A 20,864-nucleotide genomic window follows, 5' to 3' on the forward strand; every position below is an offset into this window, starting at 1 on the left:
AGTACTCAAAATACAGCGCAATTTAAACCGGAAAACAAATTCAACCGGATCCTGTTTTCTACTTACCCAACAGCCGGCTAATAACCTGCTATACCCGATTGAACTTTGTATTTCAATCTGGTTTATTATATTTGAAGAACATAAAAAAACGCAACTCCCTTGAAAACAATCCTACTACCTGAATTAAGCTTATCAGAATTAAACACCGAAAAGAAAAGACGCGGAGCGTTGGTATCCTTTTATATTGCCACCCTTGTAGTGATGACAGTGGCAGGCATGATGATGACAATCAGAAAAGGAACCACCATATTCACTTTTTTACCGTTTGTATTTTTACCCATCTTCTTTTCCATCTATAAAAGATACCATGATGTAAAAAAAGAAATCAAGTCCAGGAACGATGCGTAATCTTTCACAACACTATTAAAAATCCAGAAACGGAATAGCACTGACCATTACAAAAGAGTTCCTTTGCCACATCCCAAATTGACTATAATCAGCATTAAACCATATGAGCCACAACCTAAAAAAGTTTCTTCTAAAATCGGTCATTGTACTTGTGTTAATACACTTAGCTTACTTTTTATATGGTTATTTTAAATTTACAGGTATAAAACAAATCAATATTTACACTGAATTTTACCGTTTCAAGTTTTACGACGATGTATCCATTTCCCACTTCTTTGTAACCGGTTTATTTTTACTGACCATTCTTATTCTACTGATCCGCAATCATTCCAGACAAAAATATAACTTCCTAAATCTGTTTAAAATCGGGATTATCCTGTTTCCGATCGGCTTTTTATCCTTAACCTTTTTTATCAGTTATAGTTTCGGGATGAACGCTAAACTTAAGCAAGAATTACCTGAGAAAAAATTTAATGCTGATAAAACATTATTAAATGTTTTAAATCCATTTTTATACCCGGGCTCTTCCTACAATTCAGAAAACTTATTTAAGGTAACCGATATCCTATATCCAAAACCCTATCCGGTAATTGAGGTACAAGACACTGTTTTCTACGATTTAGCCAATAAAGAATCTTTTAGCCTGCAATCTGCATACCACAGTATTGACACTTTAAAAATACTTACTTCAGCTTATGAAAAGTTAAAAAGCGCCACCAGCGCTGCAGAGGAATTGTTCGGCTTTGATCAGAAAGAATTACAGAAAAGAATCATATCAAAAACCGTTAGAAAAGACAGCACAGTAATTGTATTTAAAGGATCTGAAGTTAACCCACAATATGACGAAGAAATTTGCATTTTCCTGGAGAACAAGGTGTTGATCAGTCCGGTTAACGACCAAACTGTAGCAACACAACAGCGGCAAAATGCTATAGCACGATATCAGCTACTTTATAAACTAAACAAAGATTCTTTACTTCACGCATTTAAAAAGCTGGATACCTTACTGAAAAAATACAACATAGAATCTTCCATTAACCCTACAGCCCTTACCCAGGATGTTTTTCGTTTTAGGGATAAAGATCAGGAACAGTTATACCTGATCAGGAACAACTTCGACCGGAATGCATTAATTGAAAAAGTAAACACTTTAAACCGTTTATTTTATCAGCCCGGATATTTTCATTCTTCCATTAGAGAGATTTTCTTTATCGTGTTATTTTCGACCTGGCTTTTTGGATATGTAATTTTTGTGCTTGCAACTTTTATACGAAAACCGAAACAACCAAAAGCTGAACCGATAAATCAGTAAAATTCTATCAGCTAAACTGACATTAAAAAACTGGCTTTCCGTTTATTAGCTTAACAGTTTTCTTTGCTGCATTAATCCCTGCAATGCAGCAAATAATTAATATACAAAAAGCACGATAGCGTGTCCACTATCGTGCTTAGTAAACAAATACTATTAAATAACTGGGTTAAAACTGTGGCAGTTTGGGTTTGGTACCCATAATCTCTTCAACCTGGTCTAAAACTTTATCGGTTAACAACGGCACCACTTCCAGCGCTGTTAAATTTTCTTTTAGCTGCGCTCCTTTGGAAGCGCCAAGAATAACAGAACTTACGTTCGGATTTTTCAGGCACCAGGCAAGTGAAAATTTGGCCAGTGAAACATTCAGTTTATCCGCAACTTCCTGCAGTTTTTCTACCTTCTTAAGCCTGTCGGCCTGCAGCACATTATCTTTCAGCCAGCCCAGCTTTGCATCTGCCAAGCGGGTATCTTTCACATCGCCTTTTGTATATTTACCCGATAGCAAACCTGATGCTAAAGGCGACCAAATGGTTGTACCCAACCCATGATCCCTGAAAAGTAACAGAAAGTCATCCTCCAGTTTTTTCCTTTCGAACAGGTTATATTGTGGCTGTTCCATTGTGGGGCCAACAATACGGTAATCTCTAGCAATGGCGATGGCCTCTGTAATTTCAGCGGCGCTCCATTCAGAAGTTCCCCAGTACAGAATTTTACCTTGCTGGATTAAAGTATTCATGGCCAGCACCGTCTCTTCAATGGGCGTATTTTTATCGGGGCGATGACAAAAGTATAAATCCAGATAATCTACCTGAAGTCGCTTCAATGCACCATGGCAGGCTTCTGTAACATGCTTGCGCGAAAGCCCCATTTGATTTGGCCCTTTGTTCTCTGTACCAAAAAACACCTTGCTCGATACGACAAATGATTCGCGCTCCCAGCCTTGTGATTTAAGGATTTTTCCCATTACTATTTCTGATTTTCCTTCAGCGTAACCTTCAGCATTATCAAAAAAGTTGACACCTGCATCATAAGCAATGCCCATCAGTTCATCAGCAACCTTATCGCTAATCTGGGCGCCAAAGGTCAGCCAGCTCCCAAGCCCAAGCGCACTTACCTGTAAGCCCGATTTACCTAATCTTCTGTATTCCATATGGATAAATTGATTTAAATTTAGTTTACCATACTACCGAAAAAGAGACAAAAATGTTTCATTCTGATCGTATTTTACATTGATCTGAAAGAAATTCAGGTAGAGAATTCTGGTTACTTTTTCCTGATTTTGAAAACCGTTTTTCGCAGTAAAGCAAAGCCATTGGTCAACCTGTGTTTTTTGGTTACAATAGGGATGCTTAAAATGGCCAGCAACGAAATACAGGCTGAAATGCCCAGCGCGCCTCCGTAACCGGTAAAAAAACGGCTCGCATTCAGAAAAATAATGCAGAACACCACGCCCGCCAGGCCAATTAACCAGTAACCGGATACCAGGCGCCCGGAAACCATTCCGATAAAGGATGAACCAATAAACACCAGCGGTATGTTTTTAACAAGATAAGCATTGGTTATACTGGGAAAAAAGTGAAAAAATAGTGCTACAGTAAGGGATAACATGGCCGATGAGCGGACTGGTCCCTGCTCCAAGCCTTCATTCACATAGAAGGTAAACATGGCACCAAAAAAGCCAGTCAATAGCAATATGCACTCATTAAGCATAGGAGGAAATGAGATAATAAATAAAGGAAGTGATTACCACACCTGCAAAAGCCAGCGTGCCCAGCTTGCCTCCCACACCTGAAAAAAGGCTTTTAGAAACGATAATGAGTATGGCTGTAAAAAAACTGGCGGTAAGTACAAAAAGGATGCTGGGCGCAACCGCCGTGCTCGACATCCCGATAAATGCACCGCAATAAACTGCAGCGGGCAACTGCCTGAGGTACGCTGAACTTTTTCTAAATAACGGCAAAAAAGAGCCTGTAAGACCGACGGCTGAAGCGGAGATAACCGGCCCGAGGGACAGGTAGTGGTTGAGGTAAAAAGAGGTTACTGCGCCAATCGGAATCCAGCATACCACTAAAACATGTTCGTACTGGTGTTCGTGGTGGTGCAACTGTCCCCTTAAATAAGCCACCAGAATCAAAGGGCTGATCAACAGTATTGATATAATAGACCACCAGGACTGCAAATTTTCACGAAAAATGGCAAACAAAAAAATAACCTGAATGGCTAAAAGAAATATAATGGAAATTTTTCTACTCAACTTTCTAATGCTCATGTAGCAAAACGGCGGGCTTTTTTTTTGCAAATTTACGAAAAAAGGATGGATTTCGGCCCCATAATTTTCTCCTCACCCGCTTTTCCTGGTTAAACTTTCTGTTCAGAAATCAGCGTTTAACAAGTTGATTTGTATTAAATTTGCACCCTATGACTTTTAATGAAGCAGCGCAACTGGTTAAAAATAACCAGGAATTAATCGGTAAAACCTCAACTATTGGCCAGCATAAACTCACCAATCTCCTCATTACACCAAAACCGGTTTATGAGCATGTTGTAACGATGTTAACTGCCCTTAACGAAAACATTGATTTATCTTCTTTTCTCGCACAACACCACGATTTTGGGGTATTAATGGTCTATGATTTTGATACCTTCAGGTCAACCAGTAACGTAAGCGTAGGCGATCTGGAGAATTATTTAAAGGGCGCACCGAATCTGAAATAGCCTAAGGTTTCGCTCAAATATTATCTTCTTTCTTACCCAGGGGTGACCTTAACAAACTATCGACAATTATCAATAGTTTGTTAAGCCTTTAAAAAATATTTCAGCCAAATAAAACGGCAAGTCGTCCAGGGTGAGTCACTTCCGCGGCTATTGTATTGAAAAAGAAAAAACCGGAATCACCTTACATAAAATCATCCCATAACATTCTACCGGCATTTAAGAATGTACAGTCATTGTTGCAATAATCTCTTTGATGGCTTTGTTTAACACAAGCGAGTTGGTTGCGGGGTCGATATCCTTGAAATAACTGTTTAGGGCTACAAAACCATGTGCAAAAGAAATGCTGATGAGATAATTCACCCTAAAAGTCTCTTCTGAAAGTTCTGCATCATTTAGTAATCCCTCCATTTCTTTTCTGAATAAGTTAATAAATGTAGCAAGCCCCGGAAATGATTTCCCAACATCCTCTGCATTTTTCCCCGTTGAATACATCAGGTGATAAAGTTCATTTTCTTTCAGTGCAAACTGGATATAAGCAAAAAGAAACTTCTCCATCCTTTCCCTGGAAGTAGCAGTAACATCTAATTCTTGCTTAATGAAATTATTGAGCATCATGAAGCCCTTTTGCGATAAAGCGATGAGAATAGCTTCTTTACTTGGAAAATAAGAATAGATTGCAGGGGAACTGTATTCCATAATATCGGCAATCTTCTTGATACTGACCGCCTCCCAGCCTTCGCTTTTAAGAATATCCATTGAAACATCAAGAATCAGCTTGCTGTTTTCTTCCTTTAAGCGCTCAATCCGTTCCTTACTTCCCATCTGTTTTGTACTGTTTTTTGTAAAATATCAGATAAAACTTATCTGATCCTGGGCCAGTTCCTTAGCCACGAATATAATAAAGTATTCTTCTTTTTCAAATCTCAATCACCGGCTAAAGTGAAGAGGTTACCTTCAGAAAAAACTACAAAATCATTTAACCGGATCATTTGGCCTGGCGCCGTACCCCTATCTAACTCATTCCTATCATAAAATCAGCATATCGAAAAACTCGTCGGATAAAAACACAACCAGAAAAACATAAATTTTAAGCAGTGCACAAAAATTAGTTTGAAGGAAGCAACTGAGCTAAGTGCTACCGGTTTGGATGTAGCAAGTGAGGCAGCAGGTGTAGCAGTGTTTTACAAAACCGTTACGCTACAAAGCCGGGTGTTTATCGATAAACACTACCTGATGCCCATACCACAATCGGAGATTGACAAAGACCCGAACCTGGTAGAAAATTACGGTTGGTACGTTTAAACAAATCAGCTGCAAGCAATATTTATTTTGGAAATTAAATGCATCCAGGTCATTAAAAACGATCTGGATGCGTTTGTAAACACCTGTTTGATCTAAGTATTTTTAGGTTAAAAGAGGGCCCTACCAGCGGGGACCAAATACTATGCCGGTAAGGCCACTCCTTTAAAAAGCGTAAAGTTCTGCCAGGTGGGTAACATTAGACCCGTAAGATGAATTGATGGTTACCTTAAAATAACGGGCTTGTTTATTAAATCCGGAAGGAAAAAAAACGGATTGCAAATTTTGGGTATTCGCCAAATTCAATATTCCATAATCTGTCCATGTTACATTATCAGTACTCAGTTTAAGATTTACTTCGTTCGGCTTGCCATTGTCATTAGTTTGCCTGGTTAAAAAGGATAATCCATGAAATGTTTTAAGCTCTCCCATATCAACGGTGAGGTAATGAGGTGGAGATGCTGTTCCATTCTGCCATTGTGAGTGCCAAAATGTGGTATTTACGCCATCCAGCACAAATACAGCTCGTCCATTATTCGGGCCTTCTCCATTTGCTTCCTGAGAAGAAAAATCCACAATACTGAATTTTGAGCGGTCGAAATTTGGATAGTCTGCCAGATCGGGCAGTGCTGTAACAATGTAATAAACTGTTTTTAGCGATTCGCGAACTTTTACCGTTGGGCAAGACACCGTAATGGGCAGCAGGTAGGTGGTAAAAGCAGTTATTGCACCTGTACCGGTTGTTTTGAAACTAACCTTTAACGGTGCTGTTGCCAATTTGCCTTTGGGGATAACCGAACTTGTTGCCGATAAAGTATAAGCACCTGAGGGCAGCACCTGATAACTGGTTTTATTAGCTCCGTTATAGGTAGCTACCAGCGAATTATCTACAGCAAATGAAACCGGAACATCTGCATCAGGATAACCGTAGCCACCATAATCTGCTCCAAAAACAACGGTTTGCACCAAATTCTCTTTTACTTTTAAATTGGCGGTTACAGGCCCGTTTATGCCCTGCGGCATATAAACATTCACATAATTTTCCAGGGGCTGATCCGGAAGGTCAACATTATCCTTACAACCAGGTAAAATGGCTGAGCTTATTAATCCGAAAAGCATAAACAGTGCCTGATATTTTTTTTGACTTATCATAATTTTCAATTTGATTAAAGGCCGGGTTACCAGCCTGGGTTCTGAACTACTAGCTTAGATCTGTCCATTTCATATTGCCTGATCGGGAAAAAATAAGATGCAGGGAAGCGGAACAGGTGTTGGCTTGCCACTACCCTTTTGTAAAAGGTATCATCATTTTTGTTTACATCCATACCATGCATATCCCCCATCACCTGTGCGGCGATTTTCCAACGCCTAACATCAAACCAGCGATGGGATTCGAAAGCAAGTTCGATCCTTCTTTCCTGCCATATTTTGGTCCGCAATTCAGCCTGGCTAGCAGGTGCTGGCAGATTAGCGCTTCCATATTGTGGGATGCCCGCACGCTCACGAATAAAATTCAGGTATTTTAGAATATCGGCATTGCCAGGTGCATATTCATTCAAAGCTTCTGCATAGTTTAAATAAATCTCGCCCAATCTGAATAAGGCCAAAGTGCGTGATGCCTTTGTTCCGTTACCACCAGAGCCGTTGTTGGTTGCAGGGTTGACATTTTTTCTCACCAGGTAACCGGTTTTGGTAAAGTCGGTAGCATGCCCATTTTTACCACTTCCTCCTAAAAATAAAAATGAGATCGGCGCAGCGGCAGACATATTACCACCTTGAAAAATTGCATTATTGTAAGTTACAGAAGCGTAAAAACGCGGTTCACGGTTAACATACATGTTATAAACCTTAACGTTATTTTGAGTGGTGAAACCTGTTTCGGAATAGAGGGCAGACTCAGCAATCGGCCTCCCATCGCTCATAAAATAAGCATCAACCTGTTCCTGCGTTACACCTACTCCATTCCATCCACCTGCCTGGCGCGGCATACTATTGGTATCATAACCTGGCAAATCATTGGTTTTCCTACAAAAGATCTGCTCAGAATTCCATTGTTGGGTGAATATGCCCATATAAGATTGCAAAGGATCTCCATTTGATGTTTTATATAAACTATAAAGCCCCAGATCGATCACTGCTTTAGCGGCATCAGCTGCTCTTTTCCATTTCTGCACATCATAAGTTTGGTTGATCAAAACCTTACCGTCTTTATTTTTAAAGTTCGCAAAATCAGAATTTCCATTAAACTCCGGACTGGCGGCATATAGCAACAACCTCGACTTTACCGCCAGGGCGATGCCTACTGTAGCCCGGCCAAATTCGTTATTGCTGGGCTGTCCGTTACTTGATGGTACGTTTGGCAGCACTGCTGCTGCTTTATCAAGTTCACTTACCACATAATTTACGCATTCATCATAGCTGTTGCGTGGAAATTGCATTTCGCTGGCTTCTACATCAACAGGGATTTCAGTTTCGGGCAATAATACAACGGGACCATACTGCCGCATTAGCAAAAAATAAAAATATGCCCTCAAAAAGCGTGCTTCCGCTTTATATTGATCGATTTGGCGCTGACCGTTTAAGGCTAAAATTTCTGCATTCCCATCAATATGGTTCATAAAATAAGTAGCTGAGCGTATACCTTTATAATAGTATCCCCACCGGTCGAAAAGTGCATTACTTGCACCAAGATTACCGATGTTTAAGCTATAATTGGAGTATTTAGACCATGTGATATCCATCTCATCTGAGTTCCCCTCCCAGGGCGTATTTTCCCAAACATTCGAAACATCATCTACATAACTGTAAACATTTGCCAGGTACTGCTCTGAAGGGCCTTTCTTTTGAAAAACCGACTCAATGGTAATCCTGTCATCAGGAACCTGATCGAGGTATTTTTTACAGCCTGAACTTGCCAGTAATGATGTAATGATCATTACAGTACAGATTTTTATATTTAAATTTTTCATTTCTTTAAAAATCAGGTATTTATTTAAAAGTACATTTGATGCCCAGGTTATAGGTTTTTAACAAAGGATAATTTGCCCCTTTACCATCACCCAATTCTACATCCCATAGCTTGAAATCACTAACCGTCCAGAGGTTATAGCCAATAAAGTAAATGCTCAGATTAGACATGCCTGTTTTTTTAAGCCAGTTCGCTTTATTGAAATCATAACTCAGCTGAAGGGTTTGCAAACGTAAAAAAGCTCCATTCCTCACCCACCAGGTGCTATTTGCATAGTTCATATTGTCGTTACCATAGGTTAGTCTTGGGTACATTGCATTTTGGTTCTGATTTTCTGGTGTCCATCTATCGGTAATCTGTGCCAATAAATTGCCACGTTCGCCACCCTGGCTAAAAGGCTGCAGGCCGTCACCATTAAGGCTTACATCAACATTACTAATCCCTTTAAACCAGGCAGAAACCGCAAAACCTTTCCAGTTAATTGTCGGACCGAAACCATACACAATCTCCGGGATTGAACCATAGCCAATCGGCCCCTGATCAAATCCATCAATTCTTCCATCACCATTCAAATCTTTGTATTTAATATCACCAGCTTTGTTGGTGCCGGTTTGGTAAGGGCTGTTTGCCACATCCTCATCACTTGTAAAAAGGCCAAGGGCTGTATAACCAAAACGTTGTCCGAATTTTCGACCGATACGCTGTTGCCACGGGTATGGCCATGGAGCATTGGCATCATTAATCACCATTGCCCTGGTCCAGGTCATAGATCCCCTCAGGCCCAACTGCCAATCATCACCCAGCCTTTTATTATAGTCGATGGTTCCTTCCAGACCACGGTTATGTATCTCGCCAAGATTTGCATAAGGCAAGGTTCTCACGCCCACATATTCAGGAACATCTCCACGTTGACGGAAAATAGCGGTTCTATATTCCTGAAAAACATCTGCTGTGATGGATAGACTATTGTTAAGCGTTTTCAGCTCAAGCCCAAGGTTTTGTTTGGTTGCCTTTTCCCAGCTCACGTTTACGGCATAATCGCCAATATCGTAACCATTGATATTTTGCTCAACTCCGTTACCATAAGAATAATTGCCGTTACCGCCATTAACTGTAGCAATATAGCCGAACCTACGCCCTCCGATATCACTGTTACCAACCTGCCCCCACGAATACCTGATTTTTGCAAACTGGATAATATCTGTGATGGGTTTAAAGAATTTTTCTTCAGACAATACCCAGCCCACACTGAAAGCGGGAAAGAAGCCAAAACGTTTGCCCGGCGCAAAAGTCTCAGAACCGTTATAACCAAAATTGATGTCGGCCAGATATTTATTATCATATGCATAGGTGGCACGGCTTGCAACACCAAGATAGCGGTAAGGGATTGAGGCGATAAAATCACCTGCAAAAGCATCTTCTCGGTCTTGTGCATTAAAAATAGCCATTGCGCCTACAGCGTGTTTACCGAAATTACGGTTATAATTAATCTGGGCTTCAGAAGAAAACTGCCTTGTACCGCCATTACTTCTTTCGTAGCCAAGAAAACTGGTACCGTTAGAAACTTTATCAAATAAAAGGGCATTGGTAACCGCATCTCTTCCTTTAGCCAGATAGCCATCCACTGACTTTGTGCGTTTGATGGTATGTGAATTATAATTATCAAAAGAAAACATAGCCGTAGCAGAGAGCCCTTTTAACAGCATACCCAGATCCTGCGTAACCCTGATATTGCTCCATAACTGACTTCTGAACTCGGTGATGTAACCCGTTTGTGTTAATAGGGTGTATGGGTTGGCAATATCCCCGGTCCTGATTGCGGAATTTAACCCATTGGAATATACCTTCGGTATCAGGATTGGTGGCATGATGTAGGCCGAGCCCCAGATTGATTCATTTGAACTGCCCGGATAATTACCATTGCTGATCCAGCCGGATGCACCAAAATCAACCTTTGTAGTTTTGGTTACTTTAAGGGTTAGGTTTGAGGTAAAATTGTACCTGGAAAATTTAATGGCTGAATTATAACTTGCAAGCTCATCGGTTTTAAAGAGACCTTCTTCATCATAATAACCTAGAGAAAGATAATATTGTGCATTTTCCGAACCGCCATTGGCATTCACCCTTGCGCGCCGGTTTTGCCCTGTTTTGTTAAACAGTTCATTAAACCAATTCACGTTTGGATATAAATCCGGATCTGTTCCAGAAGCAGTTTTATTGATCCTGTCTGCCGAATATTTTGGATTGGGATCATTGGGATTGCTACTCTTGTATGCTTCGTTTGCAATCTGCAGATAAGTTACACCATCGGCAAATTCAGGGATCTTGGTAAATTGGGTTATGCCCTGGTCGTATTGAAGGTTAATAACCGGTTTACCCAGTTTACCTTTTTTTGTTTCAATAATAATTACACCGTTGGCACCCCTTACGCCATATACAGCAGTTGCAGAGGCATCTTTAAGGATACTGAAACTGGCAATATCTTCAGGATCTACGTTGGCAAATTCCCTTTGTACACCATCTACCAGAACTAGAGGTCCACTACTGGTAAAGGTTGAGATACCCCGGATGTAAATTTCGGAATTGTCATAACCTGGCTGGCCGCTACGTTGTACACCGATAACCCCTGCTACCCGCCCGGCGAGTAAATTGGTAAGATTAGCTACAGGTTGCTTAAGTTCTTCAGCTTTTACAGTACTGATGGCGCCGGTTAAGGTAACCTTTTTCTGCTGGCCATACGCAACAACAACTACATCATCAAGCCCGGTTTCAGATTCTTTTAGGGTGACATTGAGGTTTGTACGATCGCCAACTACAATTTCCTGATTAAGGAAACCTACAAAACTGAAGATCAGGGTTGCATTGGCTGAGTTAATGCCAATGCTGTAAGTACCATCTTTTTTTGTGAGCGCAGAAGCACTGCCGTTTTTTAGCTTTACCGAAACTCCGGGAAGGGGCAATCCTTTAACATCGCTTACTTTACCGTTTATCTGAAGCTGTTGTGCCATTAATACATTCGTAAAAAGCAACAGCAATGCCACAGCAAAGAACATTTTTATGGAATAGATTAATTTTGGCTCTACGTGGAATGGTTTACCACATCGGTATGCTGTATAAGTTTTATACATTTGGTTAGTTTTAATTAAATATTTGTTTGGAAAATTGTTGGCTGGATGACATCTGGAGCTGACAGTAGATTTTGAAAATCGATTCCTAAGCCTGATGATGCACCCATGATTTAAGGAAATTATCTGATCAAAGTGGCCTCCTTTCTGCTGTTGTTAAAACTCAGTTCATGAAATTTCAAAAAGGTAGATGGGATTGAATGAAATAATGGATATGCAATCCATAGGTAGATCGTCTGCTTATCGCTCAAAAGGAATTCATCTTTGCACTGATGCCTGAATTGGTATTTAAAATTATTGTGGCTCATGGTTTCACCTGGTCAGTTTTTTTCGGTCCTTATTTGCACAAAAAACCGGTTAGGTATTTTGCTTTTCTGATATTAAAAGCTACCAGAGGGCTTTAAAGAGCGCCGGCAAAATACCGGCCGCTCCACTTTCAAAACGTCAATTGTGTGTTATCGGCTTTAAATTTTAATCTCTTTGTTTATAAATGAAATCCGTCTCCAAACGTCTCTTGATCAGTAAAAAATTTATTTGTGCTTTAGCACAGCTTTGGAAACCTAAAAAGAAGTTTCAATAGCACGTAAAAGGTTTTACTGATTCTAAACTTTAGCTTCTATATTTCATCAATGGTATCGGCAAAAAAGAACACACGTTTTTTCGGAAAAGGATGCTTATAATATTCGTATTTGGTTGATACAAATAACTTCAAATATGTGGTTCAGAAGATTGTCCAATCATCCATTTTTTTTGGCAGATCGTACATATATCAGCTATAAATGAAGATTACAGCGGTAGAGGATGTTTTTTTTTTTAGGATAATGGCTACCGCTAAGCGGATATTTTTGCCGGGGGGCAAGGAAAAATATGGATTTGTTTTTATGCTAAGACTTTTGAGCGCTTAAACGCCCATATTTGTAACATGGTGAATGCTTCAAGCACCGAGTGCTTAAGAAAAATTGGTTGTTAAGCACTTCGATGTACTCAGGTGGCTTAGATGGTTTATTATAACAGGCTGTTTGTTTTTTTTGTGACCACCTTTAGACATCTTCTCACCTGATTTTTACAGAGGTATAATTTTAGGTATTGGCACGCTGCTTAGCGCTCATTTCACTTTGAAACCTTCCCACCGTGGTGGCACCAAATCAAAATTACTTTGAAAGCTCACTACCATGGGTAGAGCTAAATCAAAGTAACTTTGAAACCATATTACTATGAGTGGCGTAAAATCAAGGTGAAACCCTTTTTCTTAATTAACAGCGAAATAAGGAGATTTGCCTCACCAGTTTTAGATAGCTGAACACTTCATGGTTTTCGAATGCGTTGCACTCCGCCCCACATGCCGCTACCTCGAAGATAATTTTCGGAGTTTAAACAAGCTTATTTTTGAGTAATTCTATATACCGTACCATTTTTATTTTCAGGTCCGGTATCAGTATTCGTTAACATATACAGCTCTCCAGATGGGTCTTCCCCGAAAGCCGTTATTTTAGCATTGTCGGCTATATTGGTAAAAAACAGTTTGCCCCTTGTCCATTTATTTCCTGATGGTTTAAGGTAATAGCCCTTACCCGTCCAGTCGGCAAAAATATATTTGCCTTTTATCTGCTGGTTTTTAGTGCCATTGTATACATAACCACCCGTTACCGAAACACCTTCGCTATGATGATATTCGGTAATAGGTGCAATCATATCTTTTATTTCGCATCCTTTATCGGGATTATAACAATGTGTGCCCTCCATTAACCGCCAGCCATAATTACCACCTTTTTTTACAATATCTACCTCTTCCCAGGTAGATTGGCCAACATCTCCTGCAAATAACCGGCCCGTTGCTTTATCGAAAGAAAAACGCCAGGGATTTCTGAATCCATAGGCATATATTTCAGGTTTAATATTTTCTTTACCCATAAAAGGATTATCTTTTGGCACTTTATAGCCCGTTTCAGTATTGATATCGATTCTCAATATTTTACCATGCCAGGTATTCATATCCTGTCCGTTGCCAATTTTGCCATGTTCATCACCCTGGCCGCCCCCATCGCCAAAAGAGACATATAAGTATCCATCAGGCCCAAACTGCAGGCACCCACCATTGTGGTTCCCATCGGGTTCTTCTATGGTTAGAATAATCCGTTCACTTACCTCTTCTATTTTGACACCATTAGCTGAAAGTTTATATTCTGCCAAAACTCCGGTATGATTGGATTTTTGAACGGAAGGGATATCATAATACAGATATATTTTTTTATTGGCCTTAAACTCCGGATGCAGTGCAATGCCAAGCAGGCCGCGCTCCTCATAACCTCTATTTAACTTCACCATCTTTTCTTTGAGATCGATCAACGGTTCATCCAACAATTTACCGCCCTTTACAACTCTGATTTTCCCAGACTGCTCGGTAACCCATGCCTGTTCATGATCTGGAAAAACAATTGCCGTAGGCGCCTGTATGCCTGAAGCGATCACCTCTACTCCTACTGAAATGGCAGGAATTGGAGCTTCCTTTTTAATTGTGGTTTTCTTTTGCGCAAACAATGGAACTGTTATCGTCGCAACAGCGGCCAATAGAAAGATTGAAAATGAACGGGAAGAAGTGTTACGAGAAATTATTTTTTTCATTGGGTTAAATGGTATGTGTTTAATGGATAAAATCGAAAAGTAAAGTTCCGCTAAAGGTTTTGCCGTCAGTTTGATTTTTCTGACTTTGCGGGCCCATAACTTTAGCAGATTGAAATTTAGTACCAATAGCACTGATGCCTTTTAAAAAACCAATACTCCCATCGGGGAAGGCAGGTTCTACATTATTATTGCTTAATGCAGCAGCTTCGCGTGCCGGACGGTACATTTGCAGGTAAGTATCCTGATCGGGAATATAGACCGTAAATGGGGCTTCCTTATTCTCTACCACTACCCAGTTTACTTCGGCATGATAGCCCTTAAACTCCGGGTATCCCCAGGTTTCGCCGGTAATGGTATTATTATAAGCTTTTTGCCAAACGCCATACTGTTGTCCCTTCAACCTGTTTTTCCAGGCGCGGTAAGGCCCACGGCCAAGGTATTTTATTCCGGTGATTTTCTCCTCTGGATAATTAAAAGTAATGCCCATAAAATCAGCATCGCCCTGCTGGCTGAACTGGTATTCGAGTTTAAGCAGTTTTCCGGGTTCGAATGTCCACTTTGCATGCAGATTCCCTGTACCCTGATAATCGGACTCGACTATATATTTGTGTCCTTGTGCTTTAAAAGTGAAATTTTTCAGCTCCGTATTTACCCCTGCCAGCAAAGGACCTTTCGATAATGAAATAGAAGTATTCGGTTTAACAACTTTATCCAGATAACCTGTCGCCTTATCAAAATAATAGGTATTGCCATCCTGTTTAACCAAAAGCATTCCATCGGTTTCTGATGTTTTGATTACAGAATTTGATGTGATGCCCGCTTGTTTATCGGCAATCAGTTTCGCCGCCTTTATAGGCCAGCTCCAGGTATATATTTCTTTTTGATCGGGTCCGTAAGCGGTTAAATATAAAGCATCACTCTGTGCCCACGATTTAGGTAATGGCACATCAAGAATCCCTTTTGTACCTGGTTTAAGCTTTGATAAGGCAGATCCATTCGCCTGGATAATGGCCTTTGTTGAGGCATCTTTAGCAGAAGGAAAGTTGACCAGTTTCCATTTAAAAGTGCATTTATCAAAGTTTGTAAAAGCGAAACGGTTGGCTATGGATATTTTACCGTTAAACTTTTCATCGATTTTTGGCAGATCAACAAAAACAGGCGACCAGATTTCCTTTATCGTATAAAAACTACCTTCTTTTTCGCGGTGAGGCCCAACAATGCCATCTGGTGCATGATTTCCGTCGCCATCGTAGATGCCTTTTTTATCTGTCCTGATTACGTTTTCATCAACAAGGGCCCAGATAAAACCACCTGCACCATGCGGATGGATTAACATCTGATTCCAGAAATCATCCAAAGCTGCGCCTGCACCACCATCGTACAGGGCATGCATAAATTCGGTTGGAAAGAAAACTTCCTGACCGGAAGTTGCAGCTTTAACCATGTAATTATAGTCTGGATAATGTTTGGTATCGGTACCATTAAATTTCTCCCAAGGATGTATTACGGTACGTTTTTGTGGATCGTACATCGCATAATCGTGATCAAGATCGGTATTAAAGCCACCTTCGTTGCCATTGGCCCAAAAAATAATGGATGGATGATTCACATCCCGAATCACCAGTTCCTTAACTAATCTGTGCCCAACCGTATTGTCATATTTAGCCTGCCAACCCGTAAGTTCGTTAATTACATATAAACCTAACGAATCACAAACATCCAGAAACTCGGCATCAGGGGGATAATGCGACATGCGAACGGCGTTCATATTCATTTCTTTCATCAACTTTACATCCATCAGGTGCACCGCCAAACTTAAGGTACGTCCGGTTTCAGGCCAAAAACTATGGCGGTTAACACCCTTTAGCAGTATTTTAACGCCATTTACATAAAAGCCATCTCCATTACGTACTTCGAGCGTACGAAAACCGAATTTCTGTTTTACCTGATGAAGTATTTTTTGCTGATTTTTTAACTTTACCACTACCTGATACAAGTTGGGAAATTCTGAACTCCACAACAAAGGATGTGAGAAACTGGATTTCAGGCTTTGCATGCCATCCGCAAGATTTGCTTTTATTGAAAAAGGCTTACCTACATTTTCTCCGTTCAGTTTCTTCACCTGTGCTTCGATCACGTCGTTCGCATTCAGGTTTTGACCATATACATCAAGCTGGAACGAACCATCTGCCTTTGCATCAATTGCTACGCGTTCGATAAATTTATCGGGAACGGTTTCAAGATAAACTGGTCTAAAAATACCACCAAACACCCAAAAGTCACTTTTCCGTTCAGCGTTATTAATGGAAGTATTATCGGACATTTTATTAACCGTAACCTCCAGTAAATTCTTACCCTCTGGCTTTAACAGGGTAGTGATATCATATTTAAAACGATAAAATCCTCCCTGGTGAACATCTCCGGCAAGTTTTCCATTAATGGTAACCCTGGTATCGGTCATGGCGCCTTCAAAAACAAGAAATACCTTTTTACCCGTTATTTTACCTGGGTTAAACTCGTGTCGATAGATACCTTGCTCTTTGGCTTTATCTTTATCATGACCATAGTTGTAACTACCGAAACCCTGCAATTCCCAGTTGGATGGTACAGCAATCTTGGTCCACACACCACTTTTACGGCCTTCTGTACAATAAAAATCCCACTGTTTGGTATGGTCTTTATCAGTACCAGAAAGGTAAGTTCTTATGGTTTCTTGCGAAAAAGCTTGGTATGAAACCAATAATAAAATCAAAGAAAGTAATTTTTTAATCATGAGATATCTGGAATTAGCATGAGTAACCGTTTTTGGATTTAGAAACTTTTTACCGTCTTTAAATCTGGCGTTTACAAGATAATGGAATTTGCGCTTAGGTAATACTAGCTAACTACTTTAATACAATTGCAGGCCTATAGCGAACTATAGACCCGGTTAAATTGCTTTTTATTGTTTGCCAGTAAGTAAAATCTGATAACTAAAAGAGGTTGGTTTTGCATAAACGAGGTATGGTTCTAACGGTTTTGGTCCGCAGCCCCAAGAGCCTACGCCCAATGTTTTATGGCTGATACACAATACCGTTCCCTTGCTTTTAGGCAAATCGATTTTATATTCCACATTTTCCATTTCCTCATCACTGTAAGGCAGAACGCCAAGTTGAAAAAGATCTTTTCCGCGTTTGATGTTTAATCCAAGTCCGCCCTGCGTAGTGATTTTCGCCCATCTTACATCTTCATGGTTTCCACTTTCCATCGGTTTCTCATAAGGTGTCATTTGGCTTACCACACTGCCAGAATAGTGACCGATATCAAAGCCACTCTTCCGATCGGCATAATTTTCCATTGGTCCGCGGCCCAAATAGTCGATTTTATTCAGATCCCGATCTAAAAACATACGTACACCAATTCTTGCCAATATTAATTTAGGATCACTAAAATCGACACTATTTTCTGCGTTGATCAATCCATTTGCATTAATGGTATAAGTAACCTGGTGATGCACCGTAAAATCCTGCTTACCCGATCCGGTAAGCTTTACTTTAATTTCGATTGTACCTTTATCAATTTGTTTGGCACTAAGATCGCTGGCTACCCAACTGATCGACTTTAAACCTTTTTTCTCCCAATCTGGATAGGCCCACATATCATCTTTACGGTGTGGTGCGCGCCACAGGTGCAACATTGGGCCACCTCCAGATTGAAGAATGTTTTTGCCATCTTTTTCCATTTTAGAAAAAGTACCCCTCGCTTTATCAAATTCAAGGGCGAAACCACTTCCTTTAATCGCTATGGTTTCTTTCGAATCGTTCATGGTTAAACTACCCGAAACCTGTGTAGATGCGGCAGGAATAGCAACCGGAAGTTCAAATTGTTGAGATGCAACTTCATATCCTTTTTTCGCCCAGTTTTTATCAGCAGAAAGTTCGAAAGAAATCCTTACAAAATATTCAGCACCTGCTTTAGGTTTAACCGTATAGGGAATTTTGATCTCTTTTTCATTATTTGGCTTGATTGATCCAGTTACAAATACACCCGAAGAAAGTATTTTTCCATCTTCTGTTAATTCCCATTTGGCATTTAAACTGGTGATATCGGTAAACTGATAACGGTTTTTAATCGTTATAACACCATTTTTAAGGTCTTTTTCGCGGATACTGATCCATTGGTAAGCATGTTTTAATTCAGGAAAGTGCGGTTTAAGCGAACGGTCAGAAAACACCACGCCTTTATGAATGAAGTACTGATCATTGGGATACTCGCCAAAACCACCGCCAAATGCGGTAATCGGATGCTTTGGATCACGGTTGTTATAAATACCCTGATCTTGCCATTCCCAAATGGCTCCACCGAGTAAAGCCGGGTATTTATCGAAAAGTTCATTATAAATATCAACCGAGCCCATGGAGTTGAACATGGCATGCGCATATTCGCACAGGTAAAAAGGTTTACTCAGGTTTTGATCATTCGCATGTCGCTCAAGGCTTGCCACATCGGTATACATCTGACTGTCGATATCTGCAGGATTATTTTTACCGATACCAAAACCTTCATAATGGGTTGGGCGTGTGGAGTCGATATCCTTTATGGCCTGTAATGCTGCCCTGAAATTTTTACCCCCACTGCCATTTTCATTGCCTAACGACCAGATGACTACGGAAGGATGATTTTTGAAATTTTCCGTATTGGCCACATTCCGGTCAATAATAGCGGCCTTAATACGCGGCTCATCGTTAAATTCGTTCATCGCCCCATGGCATTCCACATTGGCTTCTGCCACAAGATAAATTCCATATTCATCACAGAGTTCATACCAACGTGGATCGTTAGAATAATGACTGGTACGAACGTGGTTACAATTGGCCTGTTTAATCAGCACTATGTCTTTGATCATCTGTGCTTCTGTTACCGCGTGACCAACATCAGGCCAGTTTTCATGACGGTTGACACCTTTTAATTTGATAGGCACGCCATTGACTAAAAACTGCCTTCCTTTTATTTTGATCTGTCGGAAACCAGTTTTAGATGATAGCATTTCTATATCTTTATTGCCCTCTTTGAGCTTGATTACCGTGGTGTAAAGTATTGGTGTCTCGGCAGTCCACTTTTTGGGATTGCTGACATTAAATTTTAAATCGACCGTTACCTCTTCGCCAGGCTTTAAGGCTGGTATCATTTTTTTATTAGAAGCACCGGCAACCAATGTTAAGCCGTTGTACAGTGAAACATCAATAAATTTAGCTTTGGTAATTGTGGTACCATAATTTTTTATTTTTGAAGACACTACTACTTCAGCATTTTTAAACTGCTTATCGAGATTTGTTTTAACAAAGAAATCGCGGATGTGCTGTAATGGCGCGCTCCAAAGGGTAACATTTCTGAAGATGCCACTCAAACGCCACATATCCTGATCTTCCAGGTAACTTCCTGTGGTAAAACGGTAAACTTCTACAGCCAAAGTATTTTTGCCCGCTTGCAGGTATTTCGTTAAATCGAACTCTGCGGCATTGCGGCTATTTACACTATAGCCAACCTTGCGTCCGTTTACCCAGATAAAAAAGCCTGCATCTACCCCATCAAAGGTGATCAAGATCCTGCGGCCTTTCCATTCTGCCGGAACGGTGAAATCGCGGCGGTAACTCCCCACCGGGTTTCGCTCTTTAAAAGCGGTAAATTTTTCAGGAGGTGTGCTCATCACACGGGGAAAATCCTTTTGAAAAATATAGTTGAAATTACTGTAATAAGGTGTACCATATCCTTCTACCTGAAAATTGGATGGCACCTTGATTTCTTTCCAGCCAGAAACATCGTAACTGGGTTTATAGAAATTAACCGGACGTTTCTGAGGCCAGTCTACCCAATTAAATTTCCACATGCCATTTAAACTTCTACTAAAAGTTGAGGCATGCCTGTTGGCTGCAAGCGCCTGCTTTAAGCTGGCATAAGGCATTAAGGTTGCATGGGCTGCCTCTTTATTGATGCCGATGTTCTCAGGATCTTCGATCTCTCTGGGAACCGATGCGGTATCCTGTTTAGATAAAAAATTGCCTTCTTTATGTTGAGCATCTGAATCAGTAAAGTAGGCAAGTAAAAGAACGAGGATCCAGATGGGTTTGTTAAGGAATAATTTGCACATAAAGGCTTTAAGAAATTGATTATTAGGTTGGTTATTTGTGTGTATCATCACCATGATCTATAATGATGACAGGTTTGTGTTTCATTTTTTTAACCTTCAGGTACGGGATAATTTCGCCGCTGTTTGATCTCCCCTATTTGGTTGTTACAAATTACTCCAAATAATAACCTTGCCTGATTGTCCAATCATGCATTTTTTTTAGCCGCATGTACATTTTATCGGGCCGAAAAACTGATTATTCAACTTATAAATTCATTTTTGCTTTATATCCTTATCTAACCCTATAGC

14 protein-coding genes are annotated in these 20,864 nt (G+C 40.3%); 4 read left to right on the forward strand and 10 right to left on the reverse strand.

Features of this window, described 5'->3' with window-relative positions; genetic code table 11:
* Positions 1-159: 159 nt before the first annotated feature.
* Together R2R28_RS26625 and R2R28_RS26630 are read left to right on the forward strand one after the other, a co-directional pair.
* Positions 160-408 (forward strand): hypothetical protein, encoded by a 249-nt coding sequence (locus tag R2R28_RS26625; protein ID WP_316828699.1) that lies wholly within the window; start codon positions 160-162, stop codon positions 406-408.
* Positions 409-511: 103 nt separating this feature from the next.
* Entirely contained in the window at positions 512-1,720 is a 1,209-nt protein-coding gene (locus R2R28_RS26630; protein ID WP_316828700.1) for a hypothetical protein, read from the forward strand.
* Between the two features lie 166 nt (positions 1,721-1,886).
* Here R2R28_RS26630 and R2R28_RS26635 read toward each other — a convergent pair whose 3' ends face one another.
* The 3 genes from R2R28_RS26635 to R2R28_RS26645 form a co-directional block, all read right to left on the reverse strand.
* Positions 1,887-2,870, reverse strand: a complete 984-nt coding sequence (locus tag R2R28_RS26635; RefSeq protein ID WP_316828701.1) for an aldo/keto reductase — start codon at positions 2,868-2,870, stop codon at positions 1,887-1,889.
* A 113-nt stretch (positions 2,871-2,983) separates the two neighbouring features.
* Positions 2,984-3,385, reverse strand: coding sequence for a hypothetical protein (locus R2R28_RS26640; protein WP_316828702.1), 402 nt, complete (start codon positions 3,383-3,385; stop codon positions 2,984-2,986).
* 37 nt (positions 3,386-3,422) lie between these two features.
* On the reverse strand, positions 3,423-3,989 hold the full coding sequence (locus R2R28_RS26645; RefSeq protein WP_316828703.1) for a hypothetical protein: 567 nt from the start codon (positions 3,987-3,989) through the stop codon (positions 3,423-3,425).
* A 149-nt stretch (positions 3,990-4,138) separates the two neighbouring features.
* On the opposite strand from R2R28_RS26645, the gene R2R28_RS26650 reads away from it, so the two are divergent.
* A complete protein-coding gene (locus R2R28_RS26650; RefSeq protein ID WP_316828704.1) occupies positions 4,139-4,435 on the forward strand; it encodes a hypothetical protein in 297 nt (98 codons plus the stop codon).
* A gap of 216 nt (positions 4,436-4,651) precedes the next feature.
* On the opposite strand, the gene R2R28_RS26655 is transcribed toward R2R28_RS26650, so the two are convergent.
* On the reverse strand, positions 4,652-5,257 hold the full coding sequence (locus tag R2R28_RS26655; protein WP_316828705.1) for a TetR/AcrR family transcriptional regulator: 606 nt from the start codon (positions 5,255-5,257) through the stop codon (positions 4,652-4,654).
* 288 nt (positions 5,258-5,545) lie between these two features.
* Between R2R28_RS26655 and R2R28_RS26660 the strand changes: the two genes are divergently transcribed.
* Positions 5,546-5,737 carry a RagB/SusD family nutrient uptake outer membrane protein gene (locus R2R28_RS26660; RefSeq protein ID WP_316828706.1) on the forward strand — a complete coding sequence of 64 codons (192 nt, stop codon included), beginning with the start codon at positions 5,546-5,548 and terminating at the stop codon, positions 5,735-5,737.
* A gap of 162 nt (positions 5,738-5,899) precedes the next feature.
* Here R2R28_RS26660 and R2R28_RS26665 read toward each other — a convergent pair whose 3' ends face one another.
* The 6 genes from R2R28_RS26665 to R2R28_RS26690 form a co-directional block, all read right to left on the reverse strand.
* Positions 5,900-6,886 carry a BT_3987 domain-containing protein gene (locus R2R28_RS26665; protein WP_316828707.1) on the reverse strand — a complete coding sequence of 329 codons (987 nt, stop codon included), beginning with the start codon at positions 6,884-6,886 and terminating at the stop codon, positions 5,900-5,902.
* Between the two features lie 26 nt (positions 6,887-6,912).
* Positions 6,913-8,703 carry a RagB/SusD family nutrient uptake outer membrane protein gene (locus R2R28_RS26670; RefSeq protein ID WP_316828708.1) on the reverse strand — a complete coding sequence of 597 codons (1,791 nt, stop codon included), beginning with the start codon at positions 8,701-8,703 and terminating at the stop codon, positions 6,913-6,915.
* Positions 8,704-8,722: 19 nt separating this feature from the next.
* Entirely contained in the window at positions 8,723-11,830 is a 3,108-nt protein-coding gene (locus tag R2R28_RS26675; protein WP_316828709.1) for a TonB-dependent receptor, read from the reverse strand.
* Positions 11,831-13,207: 1,377 nt separating this feature from the next.
* Positions 13,208-14,449 carry a PQQ-dependent sugar dehydrogenase gene (locus R2R28_RS26680; RefSeq protein ID WP_316828710.1) on the reverse strand — a complete coding sequence of 414 codons (1,242 nt, stop codon included), beginning with the start codon at positions 14,447-14,449 and terminating at the stop codon, positions 13,208-13,210.
* A 19-nt stretch (positions 14,450-14,468) separates the two neighbouring features.
* A complete protein-coding gene (locus R2R28_RS26685) occupies positions 14,469-17,222 on the reverse strand; it encodes a glycoside hydrolase family 2 protein (RefSeq protein ID WP_316828711.1) in 2,754 nt (917 codons plus the stop codon).
* Positions 17,223-17,390: 168 nt separating this feature from the next.
* Positions 17,391-20,576: a glycoside hydrolase family 2 TIM barrel-domain containing protein gene (locus tag R2R28_RS26690; protein WP_316828712.1), complete on the reverse strand. Its 3,186-nt coding sequence runs from the start codon at positions 20,574-20,576 to the stop codon at positions 17,391-17,393.
* Positions 20,577-20,864: the final 288 nt, after the last annotated feature.

It is taken from the genome of Pedobacter miscanthi, from assembly GCF_032678605.1.
GTDB lineage: Bacteria > Bacteroidota > Bacteroidia > Sphingobacteriales > Sphingobacteriaceae > Pedobacter > Pedobacter miscanthi_A.

What these genes read in the sequence shown, in the direction of transcription:
- R2R28_RS26630 (WP_316828700.1), top strand. Translation starts at nt 512, where the DNA reads ATGAGCCACAACCTAAAAAAGTTTCTTCTAAAATCGGTCATTGTACTT.
- R2R28_RS26635 (WP_316828701.1), bottom strand. Translation starts at nt 2,870, where the DNA reads ATGGAATACAGAAGATTAGGTAAATCGGGCTTACAGGTAAGTGCGCTT.
- R2R28_RS26640 (WP_316828702.1), bottom strand. Translation starts at nt 3,385, where the DNA reads ATGTTTACCTTCTATGTGAATGAAGGCTTGGAGCAGGGACCAGTCCGC.
- R2R28_RS26645 (WP_316828703.1), bottom strand. Translation starts at nt 3,989, where the DNA reads ATGAGCATTAGAAAGTTGAGTAGAAAAATTTCCATTATATTTCTTTTA.
- R2R28_RS26650 (WP_316828704.1), top strand. Translation starts at nt 4,139, where the DNA reads ATGACTTTTAATGAAGCAGCGCAACTGGTTAAAAATAACCAGGAATTA.
- R2R28_RS26655 (WP_316828705.1), bottom strand. Translation starts at nt 5,257, where the DNA reads ATGGGAAGTAAGGAACGGATTGAGCGCTTAAAGGAAGAAAACAGCAAG.
- R2R28_RS26665 (WP_316828707.1), bottom strand. Translation starts at nt 6,886, where the DNA reads ATGATAAGTCAAAAAAAATATCAGGCACTGTTTATGCTTTTCGGATTA.
- R2R28_RS26670 (WP_316828708.1), bottom strand. Translation starts at nt 8,703, where the DNA reads ATGAAAAATTTAAATATAAAAATCTGTACTGTAATGATCATTACATCA.
- R2R28_RS26675 (WP_316828709.1), bottom strand. Translation starts at nt 11,830, where the DNA reads ATGTATAAAACTTATACAGCATACCGATGTGGTAAACCATTCCACGTA.
- R2R28_RS26680 (WP_316828710.1), bottom strand. Translation starts at nt 14,449, where the DNA reads ATGAAAAAAATAATTTCTCGTAACACTTCTTCCCGTTCATTTTCAATC.
- R2R28_RS26685 (WP_316828711.1), bottom strand. Translation starts at nt 17,222, where the DNA reads ATGATTAAAAAATTACTTTCTTTGATTTTATTATTGGTTTCATACCAA.
- R2R28_RS26690 (WP_316828712.1), bottom strand. Translation starts at nt 20,576, where the DNA reads ATGTGCAAATTATTCCTTAACAAACCCATCTGGATCCTCGTTCTTTTA.